Here is a 21,567-nt window from a genome sequence, read left to right as displayed (position 1 = left end):
GGGGCCAGGCGGGCCTGTTAGGGGACGGCGGGGCCGGCGGTGACGGCGGTATCGGCGCCGACAACGGAGGCCGTGGCGGTGCCGGTGGAATAGGCGGGCTGGTGGGTGACGGCGGTGTTGGCGGGGCTGGCGGCTTCGGCAGCAACGACAACGGCGGTGGCGGCGGCAACGGTGGCAACGGCGGCCTGATAGGTACCGGCGGCGCCGGCGGAGCTGGCGGCGTTGCGGGCGTCAACGGAGACGGCGGTGCCGGCGGCACCGGCGGCAGGGGCGGTGGGATGCTCGGCGATGGCGGCGCCGGCGGGGACGCCGGCCTCGGCTCCAACGCGGGGCCTGCCGGCAACGGTGGCGACGCCGGATTCTTCGGTAACGGCGGCACCGGCGGCGACGGGCAGTACGGGACTGCCGGCACCTCGTCGGCCGGTGGTGTCGGCGGTAACGGCGGCATCGTCATCGGCAACGGCGGCAACGGCGGCGCGGGCGGAATGGGCGACCCGGGCGGCAAAGGCGGTAACGGTGGCAACGCGATCGGTTTGGTCGGCCAGGGCGGAGCCGGCGGCGCCGGGGGGATGGGCCTCGGCGGCATCAGCGGTGGCGGCGGTGGTGATGGGGGCACCGCGGGGTTCATCGGCTGGGGCGGCGCCGGTGGCAATGCCGGCACGAGCATCGGACAGCCCGCCGCCGGCGGCAACGGCGGCAACGCCCGGTGGATCGGCGACGGCGGCGACGGCGGGGACGGCATTTTCGGCGGGCCGGGAGGCGCCGGCGGCAAGGGCGGCACCGTCTACGGCTCCGACGGTGCCGCAGGGGCAAGCTAGTCGGCGTCAGTGCGGCGTTGCTTGAAGAACACGCTGACGCGGGAGATCAGCCCGTCGTCGTTCTGCTCGAAAAGGATGCATTCGGGCCATTCGGCCGGAGCGCCGTCGATCTTGAAGGCCTCGGTCAACTCGACGTAGGACAGCCGCGCATGCACCCTCGAGACCCGCTGCACCCGCAGCCGGTGGCCTTTGAGATTGGTGAGCACCTTGCGCAGATAGGTGACATAGTGCTGTTTGCCCTCGATGACGTCGCAAAACGGGCCCTCCCGCGTCAGGCCGTCGTCGGCGATGGTGGCGGCCAGGCCATCCCAATCATGAGCGGCCAGGCAGGCCAGGTAACGCTCGACGACTCCTGCGCCGGTCTCGGTCATGCCGTTGGCTCCACGAAAAAACAGTAAGGCAACGCGCTGGGGCTAGAAAGCCGAGAAATGTGCGTTCGCCCAACCCGCCACCCCCGCGGCGGCGACCCGGGCAAGAATGGTGCGATGAGTAGCCCCAGCGGACCGGAGTCGCCGGCCGAAGCGCCGACCTGTTACCGGCATCCGGGCCGCCCGGCGTATGTGCGCTGCAACCGTTGCGAGCGGCACATCTGCGCGGACTGCATGCGCGACGCCGCCGTCGGACACCAATGTGTGCAGTGCGTCGAAGCGGGTGCCCGGACCGTTCGACAGCCGCGGACCCACTTCGGCGGTCGGCAGCGGTCGGCCACGCCGGTGGTCACCTACACGCTGATCGTGATCAACGTGCTGGCTTTCGTCGTGCAGATGTCGTCGGGGACGTTGGAAAAGCAGCTGGCCCTGTGGTCACCCGCGGTGGCCGAAGGCCAGCTGTACCGCCTGGCGACCTCGGCGTTCCTGCATTACGGCGCGACGCATCTGCTGCTGAACATGTGGGCGCTGTATGTCGTAGGCCCACCGCTCGAAATATGGCTGGGACGAACACGTTTCGGCGCGCTGTACGCCCTGAGCGGGCTGGGCGGGTCGGTGCTGGTCTACCTGCTGTCGCCGCTGAGCACGGCGACCGCGGGCGCATCGGGAGCAATCTTCGGCCTGTTCGGTGCCACCTTCGTGGTGGGAAAACGGCTGGCCCTCGACGTGCGCTGGGTCGTCGCGATCATTGCGATCAATTTGGCCTTCACCTTCGTCGTTCCGGCGGTCAGCTCACAACTGATCAGCTGGCAGGGACACGTGGGCGGACTGGTCACCGGTGGGCTGGTCGCGGCGGCCTACGTCTACCCGCCGCGGGAACGCCGGAACAGGGTCCAAGTCGCTGCGACGATCGTTGTTCTGATTGTGTTGGCCGGGCTGACCTGGTGGCGCACCGCTAGTCTGCTCGCGGAGTTTTCGGCATGAGCTGGTGGGTGGCGTGCGCCGAGCGGACGTTGTCCGAATCGGTACCGGCGCCACCGGATCGGGTCCGCGATTTCTACGTGAACCTGGACAACATCAAGCGCGCGCACCCACTGATCGTGTCCGTTCAGCCGACGGACCGCCACGAAACCACGCAGGGTTATCTGCAGAGCTATCGAATTGTGGATCGAATCACGTTGGGGCCATTCGCTATTCAGATCAGCTACCGGGCGCGGCTGCACGTTCCCGACGACGGCGATGTCAGGACTGAGGCCGACCAGTCGCCGGGGGTCCACGTACGCGCGGCGGTGAGTTTCGAGGCGATTGACGCGGGCACCCGGCTCACCGAGCGAATTCGGATAACCGCGCCCCGGCCGCTGGCGGCGTTCACCATCCGCGAGGCGGTCAAGGCACATCGGGCGATGCTGTCCGGCATCCGCCGCCACTTCGAATGCCGCTCGGCGGGATAGGCGAGTACCCGTTGGCAGGTTCGCGCTGAATTGAGAGGCTGCGCGCTCCTTGAGAAACGGTTGTCACCTACGCAACGCGCTGCCTACGTCGACAACGTTGCGTTAGTGTTAGTTCACGTCAACGTTGGCAATGTATCTATACCATGTACATATCAAACATAGGAGGTCTGTCATGTCGGTGACTCAGATCGACCTCGACGACGACGCGCTGGCCGAGGTGATGCGGATTGCGGGCGTACACACCAAGAAAGAGGCCGTAAACCTCGCCATGCGCGACTACGTCGCTCGCTTTCGGCGGATCGATGCGCTGGCCAGGTCCCGCGAGCAGGCACAGAGCTGGGATTATGAGGGTTGGCTGGACGCTCGAGCTGATGAGAAGGCGGCCGGGGCTTGATCGGCTTCCTCGCGGATTCCTCCGCGGTCTGGCGGCTGCTGCGACAGCCCGACCTCGCCACGGCGTGGACCGCGCCGCTACTGAGCGGGGCCGTTGGGTCGTGTGAACCACAACGAGCCGAGTTCCGTCGATCAGCACGCAACACCGACGAGCTCGATCAGATGAACCGGACGTTTGGTGACATTTTTCCTGACGTGCCGGTGCCGAAATCCGTGTGGCGGTGGATAGATTCGGCGCAGTACCGACTGGCGGGCGCAGGAGCGGTACGTGCTTTGTCAGTAGTCGATTTGCTCATCTGCGGCACCGCCGCAGCGAGCGGACTGGTGGTCCTTCATGACGACGCCGACTACGAACTGGCACAGCGACACCTTCCCGATGTCAGAGCACGGCGCGTCACGACCAGCTGATCTCAGCGGATAGCCGCACGAGAGTACAACTGCCCTAAGTCAGCCACGAGCTAACTGCTAGTCCGCATTTCGGAGGTCTGGCGCTGATCGATCTGGCGGTTGCCATCGCCGACGGCGCAACGCCGGATGGTTCTATTCGGACTTCCACTGCGCGGTCAGCGCCGATTCGGAGAGATACTTCGTGGAGCTCCAGCCGCCGTCGACGACGATCGTCTGACCGTTGATGAAGGACCCGCCGGGGGAGCACAGGAACGCCACGGTGCTGGCGACGTCGTCGACGCTCCCCAGCCGGGTATGCGGCGTCATCTCGACGTTGATCCGTCGAAACCGCTCGTCCCGCAGCCGATCCTCGGTCATGGGTGTCTGAATGACCCCGGGAGCCACTGCGTTGCACCGTATTCCCTGCGCCCCGTATTGGCAGGCGATGTGGGTGGTCAGCGCGGTGAGGCCACCCTTGGCCGCCGAATAGGCCCCGCCGCGCATTCCGCCGACGACGGCGAACGTCGAGGTGATGTTGACGATCCCGGAGCCGGCGGGCATGTGCGGCAACACTTCGCGGGTGAGGCGAAAAGGCGCCCGCAACATCAAGTTCAGGAAGTAGTCCAGCGCCTCGTCGTCCGTCTCGTGCAGCGGCTTCGGGCTGCCCACCCCGGCGGCGTTGACCAGGAAATCGATATGACCCCAACGGGTGACCGCGACGTCGGTGATCTGCCTGGGGGCGTCGTCATCGGTCAGGTCGACGGCGTGGGTGGTCACCCGGTCCGGATCGCCAATGGCACGTGCCAGCGCGGCCAGCTTGTCGGCATTGCGTCCCGTAACCATGACCGCCATGCCCATCTCGGCAAGCCTTGTCGCGCAACCGAACCCGATCCCGCCGGTTGCCCCCGTGACGATAGCCACCTGCATCTCACTGCTCGCTTTTCATCAGTGCCGCCTTGATCTGGTGCTTGAGGACCTTGCCCGCGTCGTTCTTCGGCAGGACATCCCAGATCACCACCTGTTCGGGGACTTTGAACCGCGCCACGCCGGCGGCCTCGAGGAAGCTGCGCAATCCGGCGACGTCCGGGCCCGGCGGGTGGGTGGGTACGACGACGGCACAGGCCCGTTCCCCGGTGCGCTCGTCAGGCAGTCCGACCATCGCGATCTCGGCGATGCCTGGATGGTTGACCAGGATGTCCTCGACTTCCTTCGGTGAGATGTTTTCACCGTTGCGGATGATGACGTCCTTGGCGCGCCCGGTGATCACCAGGTAGTCGTCGTCGGCCCAGCGCCCGAGGTCTCCGGTTCGGAAATAGCCGTCGGCGTCGAAGGATCCGTCCTCGTCGTCGGGGTGCTGGTAGCCGGCCAGCATCTGCGGGCCGCGTACCAGGACCTCGCCGGACACCAGCTTGACGTCGGCGAGGCCGACCCGGCCGTCGGTCTCGGCGGCGTGGTCGGAGTCATCCGGTGAGCCTACGGTGCTGACCGGCACCTCTGTCGAGCCGTACACCCGGGTGACGACGGCAGGGTCGAAATACTCTGCGGCGCTGCGAATCAGCGACGGCGATACGGATGCGCCGCCGCACACGAACAGCTTCAGGTCGGGCAGCCTGACATCGGCTCGTTGCGCGGCGGCGAGCAGTTGCTCCAAAAATGGAGTGGCGCCGGCCATATGGCTGCAGCGCTCGGCCCGCATGAGCCGCAGCGCACCCTCGGCGTTCCACCGGTCCATCAGTACCGCGGTCGTACCCAGCAGCAGCGGGCCTTCGAACGCATAGATGGAGCCGCCGATGTGGGCGATCGGTGACGCAACCAGGAACGCGTCGCCCGGCTCGATCAGCCAGTGTTCACCGATTTGACGGATCAACGCATGAATCGAGTTATGAGTGTGCAGTACGCCTTTCGCGCGTCCGGTGGTTCCAGACGTGTACAGGATCATCCGGACGGCATCAGAATCCAGTTCGGGCAGCCGAGTTTCCGGCGTCGGATCGGTGAACAGCGACTGGAAGGCAATCTGAGTGGTATCGCAATCCCCGCGCAGCAGGACGACAGAGGGCGGCGACGCCAGCTCGGCGATCACCCGGCGCACCATCGACGGGTAGTCCTGGTTGCCGAAAAGCCAAGGAACAAAGACCATTCGGCTGTCGGAGTCATCGAGGATGAAACGCAGCTCACGATCGCGCAAGGACGGCAGGATCGGGTTGGCCACCATCCCCGCCAGCGTTGCGGCCAGGTAGATCACCGCGGCCTCGTGCCAGTTGGGCAGCATGAACGACACGACACTGTGCGGAGGCAACCGCGCGTTGAGCGCGTGTGCCAGCGTAGTTGCCTGGTGGTGCAGGGTTTCGCAATCCAGCCGCTGATCGCCGTCGACCAGCGCCACCCGGTGCGGAGTGTTCCGCGCGGCCCGGCGCAGCGCATCGGCCAGCGTTTCTCCCACCCACCAACCGCGTGCGTACGCCTCGGCGGCGCGTTCGTCGTCCCAACGGATCCATCGGCCGTCGATCAGCTTCCGGTGTGCGGCCACGGTCAGCCGCGCATCCGCCGCATCGTCATCGAGTGACGAAACCGCGACGCGGGGTGGGTGTTGAGTGTGACCTGGGCGACCCGCCCGTCGGACGCGGTGTAGGTGCGCCGCACTTGCAGGGCGGGCGTACTCGGTTCGACGTCGAGGCCGTCTGCCAGCGCCGGTGAAATGAGGACCGCCGCGATCTCTTGATGAACCTCGACGATACTGAGCCCGAAAAGATCTTCGATCAGCGGGAAAATGGGACCGTGGTGGCGCTGCAGCAGCCTGCCGACCGCGGCGAACGCCCGGTTGATGTAGTACTCGGTGCGGCACAGCGCAATACCGGCGGCCTCGGCACCTTCAGTAAGCCGGAAGCCGCGGACGGCCAGCCACTGCTCACCGCCGGCCAGCCCGGTGCGGTCCGCCAACTCGTCGTCGACGGTGACCATGGCGATGGATTCGATCGCGAACCGAGTACCGGTGGCGAACGCGAGCAGGTCGTTGATCGACATGACGTGCTGCACATAAGAATCGGCCGACGGCCGCGGCATGACAAGCGTTCCGGTGCGTGGCCGCGACGCCACCAGGTTGTCGTCGCGCAGGCGTCGCAGTGCCTCGCGAACGGTGTAGCGGCTCACCGCGAACCGCTCGCACAACTCGTGTTCGGTCGGTAACTGCGACCCCACCGGATACACACCGTCGACGATCTCTTTGCGTAACGTGCGCGCCACCTGCAGATAGCGGTGGTCGATGACCTTGGGTTCGGACAACGTTGGCGTCCTTCAGGATTCCCGGCGCAAGGCCAGTACGCTGCCGTCGGCGTCCGCGGACACATACAGGGCGCCGTCGGGCCCGGCGGCGATGCCGGCGAACGGACCCTGTGGTCCGGAGAACGGCGGCATCCCGCGCAGCGGCTTGGGTATGACCCCCGGTGGAGCACCGACCGGCAGATCCGACGCGATGGTGTGCCGGGCGCCGCCGTCGAGGTCGAATCGGACGACTTCCTGCGCACCGGCGTCGACGACATAGATGTGCCGGTCGAGCGCCAGGATGCCCTGGGGACGCTGCAGCCCGTCCAGGACTATGCCGGTGCCACCGATACCACGCACCCGACCGGCTCCGGCCTCGGAAACCAGGCAGGTTCCGTCGGCGGCGATCGTCACCCCAATCGGCTCGCTCAGACCCGAGGCCAGCACGTCGACCCGGTCGCGGCCGATCGACAGCACCCGTCCGGTTCCCAGCTCGGCCGCCACCACGGCGCCGGACGGAGCCCCCGCCACGCCATAGAGTTGGTCGAAACCAGTTGCCAGAAAATCGCTTTCACCGTCATCCGGCCGGTACCGGGCCACCTCGCCGTTGGACGTGGTGACCACGAATTCCTGTGGGCCCACGGCCGTCACACCTCGCAGGAAGCCGGGATATCCTGCGGTGAACAGCATTCCGGAGGCTCGTAGTGCGCCGTTCTCGGACAAGCAGTAGAAGTGGGTTCCGTCGGCGATGTAGAGATTGCCGCCGGCGCCGACCGACAGATCCAGCGGCCAGTTCAACCCACCTTCCAGCGTTGCGTGGGTGGTTCCGTCGGGAAGGATTTCGGTGATCTCGCCGGTGAAATTCGAGACGAACAGCCGCTCACCGGCGAAAGTCAGGTTGTCCAGACCGGGATTCAGCGTCGCCAACACCGCGCGGTCGCCGCTGCGGGGATCGATTCGCAGCACCTGCCCGGTGCGCGCCTGGGTGGAGACGAGGCAGCCGTCGGAATCGAATTTCACCGCGTCGGGAACGCCGAGGTCACCGGCCACGCATTCCGGGACGCCGCCGTCGGGATCGATGCGCCAGATCTCGTTGGCGCCCATGACCGGGAAGTACAACAACCCGTCCGGCCCGACCTCCATGGCGTTGGGTAACGGCACGTTTTCCAGCAGGACCCGCGGCTCACCACCGTCGAGGTCGAGTTCGAGCAGGCGTCCGGCTTCGCGGCATTCGCCGGCGAACAACCGGCCCCGATGAAAGGTGATCCCGTTCGCGGACGGCACGTCGTCCCGAAGCACCCGGGTGCGGCCGGCCTTGTCCCGCAGGCTGACCCGCCCGTCCATCACCTCGGTCACGTATAGGTTGCCGTCCGGGTGGAAGGCGATGTCGTCGGGTGCGACGATCTCGCCTCCCTTGGGGCTGATGGTGTCGAGTCGGCGGGTCGCCAGGTCGAGCGCGCTGATCTGGCTGCCGGTCACCTGCGCGATGTACACCCGGCCGTCCGGACCGGTGCGCAGACCGTTGGCGCCGAACAGCCGGCTGGGCGCGGTGAGCCGGGTCAGACTCCAGCCGTCGGCGACATGTGGCGGCCGCGCGGCCTGGTAGCGGCCTTGCGAGTGGGCCGTGTGGTGTCTCGGTCCGGTTCCGGCTATCACTGTTCGGACCATAGCAATCGAACGGTGGTCCAGACAATATGGCGACTGCGTTTCGAGACCGCCTTGACGCGCCGCGCCGCCTACGAGAATCATGTTCTTTCGTGGATGCACGCCGTTATCTTGTCCAGACAATTAGATGACTGACGATCTGTTGAGTTTGGCCGGACGGGTTGTGGTGGTCGCCGGTGCGGCGGGCGGCGGTATCGGCACCACCGTGACGCGCCTGGTTGCCCAGGCGGGGGCGACGGTGGTCGCGGTGAGCCGCGGGCAGGACAATCTCGACCAGCACCTGGACCCGTTGATCGCCGCGGGACTGCCCGTGCTGAAGGTGGCGGCCGATATCTCCACCGACGACGGCGTCGACACCACCATGGCGGCGGTACGGCTCGCCGACGGCGATCTGCACGGGCTGGTCAATGTCGCTGGCGGCGCCGACCCGTCGACCTGGACGCCGTCAACGCGGATCACCCGCAGCGACTGGCGCGAGCTATTCACTAGGAATCTGGAGACGATGTTCTTCATGACCCAGGCGGTGGCCGCCGAATTGCACCGCCAAAAGCGGCCGGGCTCAATCGTTTCGCTGTCCTCGATCAGCGGAATGAATACCGCGCCGTTCCATATCGCCTATGGCACCGCCAAAGCCGCGATTGTGGCGGCGACTCGCACGATGGCTCTCGAACTCGCTTGCGGCGCAACCGGAACCACCGTCCGGGTCAACGCGGTGGCACCCGGGGTCACCGAGACACCGGCTTCGCGCACCTACACCGACGAGGCCCCCGACCGCGACCGCCGTGCGATCGCGATGGGACGGCGCGGACGGCCGGATGAGGTGGCCGGCGTCATTCTGTTTCTGCTGTCCGATCTTTCGAGCTATATCACCGGACAAACCCTGCTGGTCGATGGTGGCCTGAGCCTCAAGTGGGGGCATCTGGGCGCCGACAACACCTCGCTGTTTCTCAAGGACGATTCGATTCGCGCGGCGATCAAGCGCTGGGAGGATTGAGCTGGATGACAAATTCGACGGATCTGGCCGAAACCGATGCCGAGCTGAGCGCGCCGGTCACTATCGGCGTCGAAGCCTACATTTCCGAAGACTACGTCCGCGCCGAACGGGACAAGCTGTGGCGCAGGGTATGGCAGCAGGTCGGGCGCGTCGAAGACCTGCCGAAGGTGGGCAGCTACCTGACCTACGACATTCTCGACGATTCGATCGTGGTGGTGCGCACCGCATCCGGCACCCTCAAAGCGCACCACAACGTCTGCATGCACCGCGGCCGCCGGTTGGTGGATATCCCGGCGGGCGCCAAAAGCGCATGCGGCCAGAAGAAGTCGTTCGTCTGCGGGTTTCACGGCTGGACCTACGACCGGGACGGCAACTGCATCCACATTCCCGAACAACAGGACTGGCAGGGCGCACTGACTCGAGAGAACACCCATCTGGCGCCCGTGCGCGTCGACACCTGGGGCGGTTGGATCTGGATCAACATGGATCCCGCCGCCGAGCCGTTACGCGACTATCTCGAGCCCGCCGCCACCATGCTCGACCCGTTCAACCTGCAGGACATGCGCTGCAAGTGGCGAAAGTGGCTGCATTTCCGGTGCAATTGGAAGGTCGCGATGGAAGCCTTTAACGAGACCTACCACGTCGCGACCACCCATCCGCAGTTCAACCGGTTCGGCAACTTCCGCGGCTGGGCCAGGGCGCACGGAAAACACAGCAACATCGGCTACGACGCGCCGGAAGGCCTGGAAGAAACCAAATCCAAGATCCGGCTCGGCACCGGCGCCGACGCGCGGATGTCCACGGCCGAAATGCAGCGTTACACGCTGGAGGAGACCAACGCGACCACCACCAAGACGTTGGTGGACGCGGCACTTCGGCTGGTCGACGAGCTGCCCGAGGACACACCCGCCGGTCAGGTGCTCGAGCATTGGCTGACCGCGGCGCGCCGTGACGACGCCGCCCGCGGCGTGATCTGGCCGGCCATCGATCCCGAACACCTGGCCGACAGCGGCACGGCCTGGCAGATCTTTCCTAATTTCCAGATCGGGCAGGGCCTTACCACCGCGCTGTGCTACAGCGCCCGACCGCACGGCTACCAACCCGACCAGTGCATCTTCGAAGCCTCCTGCTACGAGCTGTTCCCGAAAGGCGAAGAGCCGCAAACCGAATGGGTGTATGCGCCGCCCGACGACCCGGGCTGGCGCAGTGTGCTGCCGCAGGACTTCTCCAACATGGCCGCGGTTCAGCAGGGCATGAAATCGCTGGGCTTCCCCGGCCCCAAGCCCAACCCCTACATGGAACGCAGCACCGCCAACCTGCACCGCAATCTGGCCATGTATATGGGCACCGGTGCGCCACGCCAATTGACAACGGAGATGACGCGATGAAGGTCAATATCGGGCTGGGCGCGCACAACGCCCACGATTGGGACCGCGTGCTGGCCGGAGATTTCAGCCAGCCACCCGCCACCCCGGACTGGCGATGCGTCCAGGCCACGCTCGCGCTCGGTGATCTGGCCGAACCGCTGGGGTTCGACGGTATCTGGCTTCCGGAGCACTGTGGGACGCCGTACGGCATGACACCCAACCCGATTCAGGCGCTCAGCTACTTCGCCGGACGCACCGAGCGCGTCGGACTGGGCACCTTCGTGGTCGTCGCGCCCTGGTGGCATCCGGTCCGGCTGGCACACCAGATCGCCTATCTCGACATCCTGTCCAACGGGCGCTACACCACGATCGGGATCGGGCGCGGGGTGTCGAAAGGGGAGTTCGCCGCCGTCGGCGTCCCGCGGGAAGAAAGCCGCCAGCGTTTCAACGAAACCCTCGACATCCTGCAGTTGGCGTTGTCAGGCGAACGGTTCGGCTACGAAGGCGAGATCTTCACGGTCCCGGAGATGTCGCTGCGCCCCGAGCCGCAAACCCGTGATCTGTTCTCCCGGATCTACAGTTCGTCGTCGACGGCCGAGTCGCTGGAGATCCTCGCCCGCCGCGGCATGGTGCCGCTGTTCGTGGGCAACAAACCGATCGAGGACGCCGGCCGGGAGGTCCAGCAGGTCAACATCTTCCGCAAAGAAGAGGGCCTGCCGCCCTGCCAGCCCAAAAACGTCATGTTCATGTACTGCACCGCCAAACCCGAAGACGCCGCCAAGTCCGAGGAGTGGATCTGGACGGCGAACCGGGATGTCACGGTGCACTACGGATTCGCCGATGCGTCGAACTTCAAGGGTGTCAAAGGCTACGAAGCCTATGCGGCCCGCGAGGCCAGCGCCACCGCCGTTCTGGCCTCGTCGGTGACAGGTGACCCCAAGAGCGCTCCCAAGACGCCGGGCTATCACGCCTCCAACCTGCTGATCGGGACACCGGAGGAAATCTTCACGCGGCTGCGCGCCGCGCAGCAGGCGTGTTCGTTCTCCGAGCTGACCATCGTCCCGCAGTTCGGCACCATGCCCTACGAGGAGGCGATGGCGAGCACCCGGCTGTTCGCCGCGGAGGTGCTGCCCGCGGCGCATGAGATGGAGGCGCCGCTGCATCCGGCGGCGCTGCCCGAAAACGCCCTGGCATGACGGCCCCTGACTGCCCGCCGACACAGACGCCGCAGGATATCGACCTCCCGGCGCTGCGAGAAAAGTACCGACGCGAGCGCGAAAAACGGTTGCGGCCGGAGGGTTCCCAGCAGTACATCGAACTCGTCGACGACTTCGCGGGGTATTACGAAACCGACCCGCATTCGCCGCCGCTGGTTCGCGATCCGATCTCGGCGGACATCGACGTGGTCGTGCTGGGCGGGGGCTTCGGCGGGCTGCTGTGCGGTGCGTATCTGAAGAAGGCCGGTGTCGACGACGTCCGGATCATCGAGTTGGGCGGCGACTTCGGCGGTGTCTGGTATTGGAACCGCTACCCCGGGCTGCAGTGCGACAACGAATCCTACTGCTACATACCGCTGCTCGAAGAACTCAACTACATGCCGATCATGAAGTTCGCCGAGTGCACCGAGATCTACTAGCATTGCCGGCGCATCGGAAAGCACTACGGGCTCTACGATTCGGCGATCTTCTCTACCCAGGTGCGGGCCTTGCGGTGGGACAAGTCGATCAAGCGCTGGCGGGTCGGCACCAACCGTGACGACGACCTGCGGGCCCGTTTCGTGGTGATGGCCTCCGGACCGTTCCACCGGCCCAAGCTCCCAGGGATTCCCGGCATCAAGGATTTCAAGGGGCATAGCTTTCATAGTTCGCGGTGGGATTATGACTACACCGGGGGAGACAGCAACGGCGGCCTGGTCAAGCTCAGCGACAAGCGGGTCGCGGTGGTGGGCACCGGGGCAACCGCCGTCCAGATCATCCCCTACCTGGGCCGGTATGCCAAGCAGCTCTATGTCTTTCAGCGCACACCGTCGTCGGTGGGCCCGCGCAACAACACGGCCACCGATCCGGAGTGGGTGAAGTCGCTTCAGCCCGGCTGGCAGAAGGAACGGCAGCGCAACTTCCACGCCTGGACATTCGAGGGCATGGCCCTCGGCCAACCCGACTACGTCTGCGACTTCTGGACCGAGCTCGGCCGCAACACCGCCGCACGGGTGCTCGCGCTACCGGACCCTGCGGCGATGACCCCGGAGCGGTTCATGGCAATCCGGGAGGAAGAGGACTACAAAGTCATGGAGCGGCTGCGGCACCGGGTCTCCACCATCGTCGAAGAGCCCGAAACCGCCGAGGCGCTCAAGCCCTACTACCGGTTCCTGTGCAAGCGACCCTGCACCAACGACGAATACCTGCAGACCTTCAACCGACCCAATGTGACACTGGTCGACGTGTCGGCGACCAAAGGCGTACAGCGGGCCACCGAGAATGGGCTGGTGGCCAACGAAATTGAGTACGAGGTCGACTGCATCATCTACGCCAGCGGCTTCGAGATCACCACCGAGATCAGCCGCCGATATTCGATCGAGGCGATCGAAGGCCGCGACGGGCTGTCACTGTTCGACCACTGGCGCAACGGCTACCGGACCTTCCACGGGTTCATCAGCCGTGGCTTCCCCAACCAGTTCTTCACCGGGTTCACCCAGGTCGGCATTTCGGCGAATATCGCCGCCAACTACGAGCTGCAGGGCGAGCACATCGCCTACATCATCTCGCAGGCCCTGGCGCGTGGTGCGACGACGGTCGAGCCGACCCAAGAGGCGCAAGATGATTGGTGCCGGACCATAAGCGAGACGGCGATCGACAACAGCGCGTTCGACCTGGAATGCACGCCGGGCTACTACAACAACGAAGGTGGCGGCACCGAAGGTATCCGATCGCATCTGGGCGAGCCATATGGGCCGGGCTTTTACGCGTTCAGCGACCTGTTGGCGGCCTGGCGCGACCGAGGCGGCCTGGACGGCCTCGCCCTGGAGTCCTGATGAGTCAGCTCAGATTCGACGACCGGGTGGCCGTGATCACGGGGGGCGGCCGCGGCCTGGGCCGCACCTATGCCCTGCTGCTGGCTTCCCGGGGCGCCAATGTCGTCGTCAACGACACCGGTTCCAGTCTGAGCGGCGATGGAATGGACCCCGGCCCGGCGCACCAGGTGGTGGCTGAAATCCGGGCGGCCGGTGGCGACGCCGTCGCATCCGTCGACTCGGTGGCCACCGCCGCGGGTGGCCAGGCGATCGTCCAGACGGCGCTGGACCGCTACGGGCGGATCGACGTCCTGATCCACAACGCCGGCACGGTGCGACGAGCCTCGCTGAAGGAGATGAGCTACCGGGACTTCGATTCCGTCATCGACGTGCACTTGCGCGGGGCGTTCCATGTGGTGCGGCCGGCGTTTCCGCTGATGTGCGCGGCGCGCTACGGTCGCATCGTGCTGACGTCGTCGATCGGCGGTCTGTACGGCAATCACGGCGTGGCCAACTATGCTGCCGCCAAAGCGGGCCTGGTCGGCTTGTGCAATGCGGTGGCTCTCGAAGGCGCCCCGGAAGGAGTGCTCTGCAACGTGATCGTTCCCGCGGCCGTCACGAGAATGGCTGATGGACTGGATATGTCGGTGTACCCGCCGATGGGCGCGGACCTGGTGGCGCCCGCCGTCGGGCTGCTGACTCACGAATCGTGCCCGGTCACCGGCGAGATGCTGATCGCCGTCGCCGGCCGGATCGCCAGAGCGGTGATCGCCGAATCCCGTGGCGTGCACCGGCGGTCGTGGTCGATCGAGGACGTGACCGAATGCCTCGATGACATCCGCGACCTCGCCGACCCGCTGGTGTTTCCGGTGGTGCCCGACGGTCACGGCGAACACCTCCGGTACAGCTTCGAAATCGCCACGCGCGGCACAGGTCTGCCAGATGCCTAGCAACAGCGCGGGCCCACTGCTCGGGGTGCGGGTCGTCGATCTGACCGCAATGGTGATGGGGCCCTACTGCACCCAGATCATGGCCGACATGGGCGCCGACGTGATCAAGGTGGAACCGCCGGACGGTGATGACACCCGCTACGTTTCGGTCGGGCCAGCCCGCGGCATGAGCGGGGTCTTCGTCAACGTCAACCGGGGCAAGCGCGCCATCACCGTGGACTTGCGTTCCGAGTGTGGCAAGTCGGCACTGCGCGCGCTCGTCGAACAAGCCGACGTCTTCATCCACTCGATGCGGTCCAAAGCCATCAACCGGCTCGGCTTCGGCTATCCCGAGGTGGCCGCCATCAATCCCGGCATCGTCTACACGAACTGCTACGGATACGGGCGGCGCGGACCCAACCGGGATCTGCCGGCCTACGACGACACCATCCAGGCGGCCTGCGGTTTGCCGTTCGTCCAGGAGCAGCTGACAGGTGAGGCCAATTATGTCGGAACGATTATGGCCGACAAGGTCGCCGGTCTGACCGCGCTCTACGCCACGATGATGGCCCTGTTCCACCGGGAACGCACCGGCGAAGGGCAAGAAGTGGAGGTCGGCATGTTCGAAACGATGGCCGCTTTCATGCTGGTGGAGCACGCCAACGGCGCCATGTTCGATCCGCCGTTGGGTCCGGCGGTCTATCCCCGCACGGTGGCTCCCAATCGCCGGCCATATCGAACCAGTGACGGCTACATCGCCGCGCTGATCTACAACGACAAGCACTGGGCGGCCTTCGTCGACGCGGTGCGACCGGACTGGGCCAACGGCTGTTACGCCACGCTGGAGGGACGGGCGCGCGAGATCGACACGGTGTATGCGCTACTGGCCGAGACGATTGCCCAGCGCTCCACCGCGGAATGGCTCGAGTTGTTCCGAAAGCTGGAGATACCGGCGTCGCCGTTGTCCAGTCCCGCGGCATTATTCGACGACCCGCACCTCAACGCCGTGGGCTTCTTCGAGACGGTGGACACTGTCCATGGCCCGGTGCGCTTTCCCGGTGTGCCGACCTGGTTTTCCCGAACGCCCGGCCGGGTCGCCGGCCCGGCCCCCGAATTGGGCGCACATAACGCCGAGGTGCTCGACGAACTGGGCCTGGGCGTGGAGGCCGACATCGTCGAATGAGCCCGTCCGCGCGTGTCTTCGAAGGATCTCGGCGCCGCCCTAGCTAAGCTGGCTGGGATCACGAGGAGGGGCAGCGACGTATCGGCAGCAACGACGGCGCCGGGCGGCAATACGGTCAGGGCGCGCTAACAGCGAGCACTGAGCCGGACGGAAAACATTCCGTACCGGCACGTTCGGCACCACGACGCCGTTGGGTGGCCCCGGTGGGCCGTGCCGGACGGCGAACCGTCCCGGATCGACCCGAGCGACACCGCGGCATCCCCGCGCTGGACGGGCTGCGCGCGATCGCGGTTGCCTTGGTCCTCGCCGGGCACGGCGGCATTCCCGGCATGGGCGGCGGGTTCATCGGTGTCGACATCTTCTTCGTCCTCAGCGGATTCCTGATCACCTCGCTGCTGCTCGACGAGCTGCGGCACACCGGGCGCATCAGCTTGACCGGGTTCTGGATTCGCCGTGCTCGGCGGCTGCTGCCGGCTCTGGTGTTGATGGTGCTCACCGTCACCGCGGCACGCGAATTCCTTCCTTACCAAGCGCTAACCGGTCTGCGCAGCGACGCGATCGCCGCGTTCCTGTGGATGGCCAACTGGCGGTTCGTGGCGCAGAAGACCGACTACTTCACTCAGGGCGCCCCGCCATCACCGCTGCAGCACACCTGGTCACTCGGGGTGGAGGAGCAATTCTACATCGCCTGGCCGCTGCTGCTGATCGCGGTGACCTTGCTGTTGGCGGCCCGGGCCAAACGCTACTTCGCCAAGACCACGGTGGGCCACGTCCGGTTCGCCGCCTTCGTGATCGCGACCCTGGGCGCTCTGGGCTCGGCGGCGGCGGCCATCGTCTGCGTCTCCGCGGCAACGCGTGACCGGATCTATTTCGGCACCGACACGCGCGCCCAGGCGTTGTTAATCGGCGCCGCGGCATCGGCTCTGCTGGTTCGGGATTGGGCCGCGCTGAACCGCGGCTGGTGTCTGGTCCGCAGCCGGTGGGGGCGGCGAATGGCCCGCCTGCTGCCGATCGTCGGCGTGGCCGGGTTGGCGGCGCTGACACACTTCGCGACCGGCAGCGTCGCGGAATTCCGGCACGGTCTGCTGCTCGTCGTGGCCGTGGCCGCCGTCTTCGTGGTCGCCCCGGTGGCGCTCGAGCAGCGCGGAGCGGTGGCGAGGGTGCTGGCCTGGCGGCCGTTGGTCTGGCTGGGCGCCATTTCGTACGGCGTCTATCTGTGGCACTGGCCGATCTTCTTGACGCTCAACGGTGAACGCACCGGATGGACCGGATTCCAACTGTTCGGCGTGCGCTGCGCCGCCACCGTGGCCGTGGCCGCCGCATCATGGTGGTTGATCGAACAACCCATCCGCCGCTGGCGCCCCTCAGGTGTACCGCTGCTGCCGCTGGCCGCGGCGACTGTGGCGACCGCGGCTGCGGCGACGATGCTGGTCGTGCCCGTCGCTACCGGACCCGGTCTGCGCGAAGTTGGTCTGCCCCCGGGGGTTTCGGCGGTCGCGGCGGTATCCCCGTCGCCGCCGGGCGCGGGCCATTCGGGTCCGAATCCCGGTCCGCGAGATCCCAACCGGCCGTTCACCGTTTCGGTGTTCGGTGATTCGATCGGCTGGACCATGATGCATTACCTGCCGCCCGCACCCGGATTCCGATTCCTCGACCACACGGTCATCGGGTGCAGCCTGGTGCGCGGTACGCCGTATCGGTACATCGGCCAGACCCTGGAGCAAAGACCGGAATGCGACGGCTGGCCGAGCAGGTGGTCCACCCAGATCAGTCAGGACCAACCCGATGTCGCGCTGCTGATCATCGGCCGGTGGGAGACCGTAGACCGGGTCAACGAAGGAAAGTGGACCCACATCGGTGACCCGACCTTCGACGAATACCTCAATTTCGAGCTGCGGCGGGCTCTCAATATTGTCGGCTCCAGCGGAGTCCGGGTGATGGTGGCCACCGTCCCCTACAGCCGGGGCGGTGAGAAACCCGACGGCCGCCTGTACCCGGAGGACCAGCCCGACCGGGTCAACCAATGGAACACCATGTTGCGCAACACGGTTCGTGACCACCCGAACGTCGGGATCATCGACCTGAACAAGAAGCTGTGTCCCGACGGCGTTTACACCGCCAAGGTCGACGGCATCCAGGTGCGCAGCGACGGCGTCCACCTCACCCCGGAAGGCGTCAAGTGGCTGTTGCCCTGGCTCGAGGAGTCGCTGCGGTAGTCAGGTGCGCGGCAGCTGGGGCGGAGGTTCCATGTCGTCGGGCCGGCAATCTGTAAATGGGGGCCGGCCGCGGATTGGCTTAGAGCAGATCGGTGAATATTTCGCGGAGTTCGGGATTCCCGTACCGCTGAACATATTTGAGGGCGCTGAAGCCATCGTGTGCGATCACCGTCGGATCGGCGCCATGTTCGCGAAGTAACCGAACTATGGGAAGCTTTGCCAGCGTTGTGTTCGTCACGGCGTTGAGTAGAGGCGTTTCACCCCTATTGCTCCTGGCGTTGACGTCGGCGCCGGCATCCAGCAGGAGCCGCACTACTTCGTCGCTTTCTCCTTTAGCTGCAAAATGCAGCGGTGTGCAACCCTGCTCGTCGATGGCGTTGACGTCGGCGCCGGCGTCTAACAGCCTGCTAAAGTTGGCCAGGATGAATTCCACTATCTTGCGGTGGTTTTCGGTTTTCAACGCGGGATCCTTGAATGCCGTCGTATGGTCCAGGCCCACCGGCGCGTCAATGACGGCGTAGTGTAGCGGCGTTCGGCCCGCCCGGTCACGATCGTTTGGGTTCATCCGGCCTCCCTTGGTAGTTCGAATGCGTGGCTGAGGTTTCCTGGTGCGTCTTCGAGTTGATAAAGCTCGGGACGGTTGCAATATTCGATGAGCTGCTGGCGTGTCCAGTGCTGCTGGATCGCCGTGTCGCGAATGCGCCACCACTCCTGACCGCCGACGTGGCCAAGGTGGTAGGTGGGATCGACCGGATACCGGGCGCCGTCGGCGCCGAGGTAATACTTGCCGTCCGCGCTCTTCGGTAGGGTTCAAGATCGCATCCTCGTACTGTTTGGAAACCGGGATTAACACGTTCTCATCGGTGGCACTGACGTAATACTTGCCGTCAGGTGTCTTCCTGGCTGCTGCCTCGACAGCTTGTCGCGTTCCGACCTGACGTAGGGGCGCGATAGCAGATCCAGTCCCTCGGTGCCCAACAGTCCGGGGACCGTTCCCTCGGCCAAGAAGAGCTGCGCGCGGGCGGCCAGCAGTGGGGAGAGTTCACCCACAGCCCGCGCGGCGGTGCCGAGGGCGCTAACGGTCGGCAGGCTAGAGGCTTCGGCCGCTACCCGAAACTCTCGAATGATCGTCGCGATCCGTGCTCCGGTGGCCGTCAAACGTGCGACATCGACGACCTTCGACACCCTCGCTTATGGTCGCGGTAAACGGAATCAAGACCGCCGCAACGACCTCGGTAACTGCGACAGTCGCCCCGAGCACCGCCATCTCGTGCAGGATCTTCGAGTGCGCGTCATCGATTGCTTGCGCGTAGTCCGAACACGCCTTGCCCGCGGCATCAAACCCCTCGGCGACGGCTTTGAGCGAATCGCGCGCCATGGTGCAGTTGGGGTGGCCGCTACCGGGAACTCGGGTGACTTTTGCGCCCGCACTGACTCGATAACACCGTCGTTGGCAATATCGGCCGCCGAGCGCAGTTCACGTGCGGCCGTATGCCAGGCGTCAGCGGCCGCACGCAGCTTGTCCTGGTGGCCATTTGGCCACATTTCACCCTGCACGTATGCCTGAATGGTGTGCCACCACCCGGGAACATCATCGTGTCCGCCCTCCGCCGAAGGGATCGCCGGCACCAAGAACATCGGCTTAGCGGTGGGCGGAAACGCTGGTGCACCAGCGTTATTCATCGCTGACTGCTGATCGGCGTTTTGGTGGTTCACCGCCGTTGTGGCCAATAGATCCGAACATTGGGCTGCACCCCATGATCGTGGCGGTGGCCGCTTCCATGAGTCCGGCTCCACCAGCACGTCCGCCAACTAGCGCGTCGTATTTCAGACTCCAGGAGTGGCCGGCATTGTCGGTGCCGCCCATGCCGGCAGACCCCTTTAGCACCCCCGATAGGTGATGCACCGCAGCTGCGGCGGCGTCGTAGACCTTGCCGTAGACACGCCCGGCCTCGGCGACGATCGCAGGATCGACGTCTTGAGTCATGGCCACATCGTGGTGTTGAGCTGCGCCACCCCGGTGTAATTGCGGTGGGCCACTTCAGCGTTTCTTCGTAGGTCATCGAGACCTTCACGCATCTGCTTGTCGGCAGCCGTCCACCTTTGGTGGTATTCCAGTTCGGCGTCCGCGCCCTGGCCAAGCCAGCTGCCATGCAGCTCGGCCACACATTGATCCACGGCGGTAGCGATCTGTTCAGCACGCGCAGTGAACTTTGCCAGCCGATCGGCAAAGGCCGAGGGAGCATCCAAATCGACCGTGTAGCGCCGACTCAAACCGCCGGCCCCTTCCGATGCAGGGCCTCGAAAGCCTTCACCGCGGTGCTTTCATGGTCAAGCATCAGGTCCAGCGACTGCATCAGTAGCCGCGAGTGTTCGGACAAAATTTCCGCCGACTTCACAGCACCGGCATGCCATTCTTCCCAAGGTGGTTCGAAAGCCGAGGCCGCAACACCGGTCCACGTGGACGACAGCTCGCGCCAGTCGCAGGTGATGCTGTCCAATTCCTCTTGTAGCTCATCGGCCTGGTTTGCCAGGACCTGCGCAGCCGACGCCATAGCTTCCAACTTCATCGTCAGCTCATAACTCACCAGGCCTGCCGCCTCCTTCCATTGCGTCGAGTGACAGTTAAGCGAAGCCGCACCACGCCACACGAACGCACCTTGTCCGACCCAGGACTGGCCCGACCAAAGCTTGTAAACTCCCGCTAGTACCCGTCACGGGAGCCAACCGGCCCTCCGTTGACGCACTGGCTCCTTAATGACACCGCCACGACGCCCCCTGACCCGGCCGACACGTCACACCCGCGTCAATCAAGAACCCCGCCGGGACTGTCAACACGAGGTGATCGACGGCCACGGCCTCGGCGACATCCCGTTTGACGAGCCGCCGATACCGGTGTAAGCATTAACCCGCAAGCACCTCGGTAGGTGAGGCGTCTGCATGGATACAGGCCACTGACCCCGAACGTCGAAAGACGCCCCGGGTCAGGACAGCTCTTCCCGGCCTAAGGGTTGAGCCCAAGTGGCTTCCGGGCGTAGTCCGGATACGCTGTGCAGTGCCAAAGCTCCGACGAGAGGGGTGCGCCCAGCGATTGGCGCCGGGCGTTCTTGCCTCGTACAGGTGACCGTGATTACACCCGCGTGTGTCCTGGCCGTGAGGAGGTGAGGGCGAGATGAGTAGTCCGGGCGATAGTCCGTATCCGAAATCCGTCTTGTCCCGATCCGGCTCCGGCATTCCTGCCGCCTGAGCTTTCCCGGACTTCCGTTTCCGCGTAGGCGTTTTCACGCGGCGCTTGACCGGGCGCTCGCAGCGCCGGCGATGACGCCAGTCGATCGGGCTGCCGGCAGGAGAAAACAATGACCGCCACCACCACGAACTTTATTGCCTCACAACAGTTTACCCGCACAGCCAAAGGCCGCCGGTCGGTGCTGCGTACCGGCCGCAGGCTGTCGGGCAAGCTGAGCGCGTCCTTCACCATGACCCCACAGCAGCGAGCCGACGCATATCTGGCGCGGATGCCCATTGCGG

At 65.6% G+C, this 21,567-nt stretch carries 18 protein-coding genes, 4 pseudogenes and 1 riboswitch; of the genes and pseudogenes, 12 read left to right on the top strand and 10 right to left on the bottom strand.

Annotated features, from left to right (window positions below):
- A pseudogene (locus BST40_RS31940) lies at positions 1-818 on the top strand (hypothetical protein); the annotation flags it as partial.
- On the opposite strand, the gene BST40_RS22575 reads toward BST40_RS31940, so the two are convergent.
- Positions 815-1,189 (bottom strand): nuclear transport factor 2 family protein, encoded by a 375-nt coding sequence (locus tag BST40_RS22575; RefSeq protein WP_075547991.1) that lies wholly within the window; start codon positions 1,187-1,189, stop codon positions 815-817. The pseudogene BST40_RS31940 and the gene BST40_RS22575 sit on opposite strands and share 4 nt — an antisense overlap.
- Before the next feature lie 114 nt (positions 1,190-1,303).
- On the opposite strand from BST40_RS22575, the gene BST40_RS22570 reads away from it, so the two are divergent.
- The 4 genes and pseudogenes from BST40_RS22570 (at position 1,304) to BST40_RS22555 (ending at position 3,438) form a co-directional block, all read left to right on the top strand.
- Positions 1,304-2,170, top strand: a complete 867-nt coding sequence (locus BST40_RS22570) for a rhomboid family intramembrane serine protease (RefSeq protein ID WP_083155674.1) — start codon at positions 1,304-1,306, stop codon at positions 2,168-2,170.
- Positions 2,167-2,637, top strand: a complete 471-nt coding sequence (locus BST40_RS22565) for an SRPBCC family protein (RefSeq protein WP_083155671.1) — start codon at positions 2,167-2,169, stop codon at positions 2,635-2,637. The genes BST40_RS22570 and BST40_RS22565 overlap by 4 nt, the downstream gene beginning before the upstream one ends.
- Before the next feature lie 172 nt (positions 2,638-2,809).
- Positions 2,810-2,962 (top strand): annotated as a pseudogene (locus BST40_RS22560) (type II toxin-antitoxin system VapB family antitoxin); the annotation flags it as partial.
- A gap of 97 nt (positions 2,963-3,059) precedes the next feature.
- Positions 3,060-3,438 (top strand): annotated as a pseudogene (locus BST40_RS22555) (PIN domain-containing protein).
- Between the two features lie 132 nt (positions 3,439-3,570).
- Here the strand turns inward: BST40_RS22555 and BST40_RS22550 are convergent.
- Genes BST40_RS22550 through BST40_RS22535 form a run of 4 tightly spaced genes read right to left on the bottom strand, consistent with a single transcriptional unit; the run spans position 3,571 to position 8,343 of the window.
- On the bottom strand, positions 3,571-4,344 hold the full coding sequence (locus BST40_RS22550; RefSeq protein ID WP_075547987.1) for an SDR family NAD(P)-dependent oxidoreductase: 774 nt from the start codon (positions 4,342-4,344) through the stop codon (positions 3,571-3,573).
- Position 4,345: 1 nt separating this feature from the next.
- On the bottom strand, positions 4,346-5,908 hold the full coding sequence (locus BST40_RS22545; RefSeq protein ID WP_083155705.1) for an AMP-binding protein: 1,563 nt from the start codon (positions 5,906-5,908) through the stop codon (positions 4,346-4,348).
- Positions 5,909-5,946: 38 nt separating this feature from the next.
- On the bottom strand, positions 5,947-6,696 hold the full coding sequence (locus BST40_RS22540) for a GntR family transcriptional regulator (RefSeq protein WP_075547986.1): 750 nt from the start codon (positions 6,694-6,696) through the stop codon (positions 5,947-5,949).
- A gap of 12 nt (positions 6,697-6,708) precedes the next feature.
- Positions 6,709-8,343, bottom strand: a complete 1,635-nt coding sequence (locus BST40_RS22535) for an SMP-30/gluconolactonase/LRE family protein (protein ID WP_083155667.1) — start codon at positions 8,341-8,343, stop codon at positions 6,709-6,711.
- A 124-nt stretch (positions 8,344-8,467) separates the two neighbouring features.
- Here BST40_RS22535 and BST40_RS22530 point away from each other — a divergent pair, with 124 nt between their 5' ends.
- From BST40_RS22530 to BST40_RS22500, 7 genes and pseudogenes are all read left to right on the top strand, one after another.
- Positions 8,468-9,334: an SDR family NAD(P)-dependent oxidoreductase gene (locus tag BST40_RS22530; protein WP_083155664.1), complete on the top strand. Its 867-nt coding sequence runs from the start codon at positions 8,468-8,470 to the stop codon at positions 9,332-9,334.
- Positions 9,335-9,339: 5 nt separating this feature from the next.
- Positions 9,340-10,722: an aromatic ring-hydroxylating oxygenase subunit alpha gene (locus tag BST40_RS22525; protein ID WP_075547983.1), complete on the top strand. Its 1,383-nt coding sequence runs from the start codon at positions 9,340-9,342 to the stop codon at positions 10,720-10,722.
- Positions 10,719-11,897: an LLM class flavin-dependent oxidoreductase gene (locus BST40_RS22520; RefSeq protein WP_083155660.1), complete on the top strand. Its 1,179-nt coding sequence runs from the start codon at positions 10,719-10,721 to the stop codon at positions 11,895-11,897. The genes BST40_RS22525 and BST40_RS22520 overlap by 4 nt, the downstream gene beginning before the upstream one ends.
- Positions 11,894-13,732: pseudogene (locus BST40_RS22515) on the top strand (flavin-containing monooxygenase). The gene BST40_RS22520 and the pseudogene BST40_RS22515 overlap by 4 nt, the downstream one beginning before the upstream one ends.
- Entirely contained in the window at positions 13,732-14,661 is a 930-nt protein-coding gene (locus tag BST40_RS22510) for an SDR family NAD(P)-dependent oxidoreductase (RefSeq protein WP_083155657.1), read from the top strand. The pseudogene BST40_RS22515 and the gene BST40_RS22510 overlap by 1 nt, the downstream one beginning before the upstream one ends.
- Positions 14,654-15,823, top strand: a complete 1,170-nt coding sequence (locus BST40_RS22505) for a CaiB/BaiF CoA transferase family protein (RefSeq protein WP_075547979.1) — start codon at positions 14,654-14,656, stop codon at positions 15,821-15,823. Before BST40_RS22510 ends, BST40_RS22505 begins: the two co-directional genes overlap by 8 nt.
- A gap of 194 nt (positions 15,824-16,017) precedes the next feature.
- The gene (locus tag BST40_RS22500; RefSeq protein WP_371686691.1) at positions 16,018-18,039 is read left to right on the top strand and encodes an acyltransferase family protein; all 2,022 of its coding nucleotides are present in this window, start codon (positions 16,018-16,020) and stop codon (positions 18,037-18,039) included.
- Between the two features lie 79 nt (positions 18,040-18,118).
- Here the strand turns inward: BST40_RS22500 and BST40_RS22495 are convergent, their stop codons facing one another.
- The 5 genes from BST40_RS22495 to BST40_RS22470 all read right to left on the bottom strand — a co-directional run bounded on the left by BST40_RS22495 (position 18,119) and on the right by BST40_RS22470 (position 20,627).
- The gene (locus tag BST40_RS22495) at positions 18,119-18,604 is read right to left on the bottom strand and encodes an ankyrin repeat domain-containing protein (RefSeq protein WP_083155654.1); all 486 of its coding nucleotides are present in this window, start codon (positions 18,602-18,604) and stop codon (positions 18,119-18,121) included.
- Positions 18,601-18,738 carry a GH-E family nuclease gene (locus tag BST40_RS33375; RefSeq protein WP_083155692.1) on the bottom strand — a complete coding sequence of 46 codons (138 nt, stop codon included), beginning with the start codon at positions 18,736-18,738 and terminating at the stop codon, positions 18,601-18,603. Before BST40_RS33375 ends, BST40_RS22495 begins: the two co-directional genes overlap by 4 nt.
- 976 nt (positions 18,739-19,714) lie before the next feature.
- Complete coding sequence (locus BST40_RS22480) at positions 19,715-20,026, bottom strand: hypothetical protein (RefSeq protein ID WP_131808321.1); 312 nt, start codon at positions 20,024-20,026, stop codon at positions 19,715-19,717.
- Positions 20,023-20,313, bottom strand: coding sequence for a WXG100 family type VII secretion target (locus BST40_RS22475; RefSeq protein ID WP_075547977.1), 291 nt, complete (start codon positions 20,311-20,313; stop codon positions 20,023-20,025). Before BST40_RS22475 ends, BST40_RS22480 begins: the two co-directional genes overlap by 4 nt.
- Positions 20,310-20,627: a WXG100 family type VII secretion target gene (locus BST40_RS22470; RefSeq protein ID WP_083155651.1), complete on the bottom strand. Its 318-nt coding sequence runs from the start codon at positions 20,625-20,627 to the stop codon at positions 20,310-20,312. The genes BST40_RS22475 and BST40_RS22470 overlap by 4 nt, the downstream gene beginning before the upstream one ends.
- A gap of 324 nt (positions 20,628-20,951) precedes the next feature.
- Positions 20,952-21,124, top strand: a riboswitch (M-box (ykoK) riboswitch).
- The last annotated feature ends 443 nt before the right edge of the window (positions 21,125-21,567 follow it).

Origin of the sequence: Mycobacterium persicum, from assembly GCF_002086675.1 — a bacterium.
GTDB lineage: Bacteria > Actinomycetota > Actinomycetes > Mycobacteriales > Mycobacteriaceae > Mycobacterium > Mycobacterium persicum.
The sequence above is the reverse complement of the archived record's forward strand: the minus strand, read 5'-3'. Positions and strand labels throughout refer to the sequence as shown.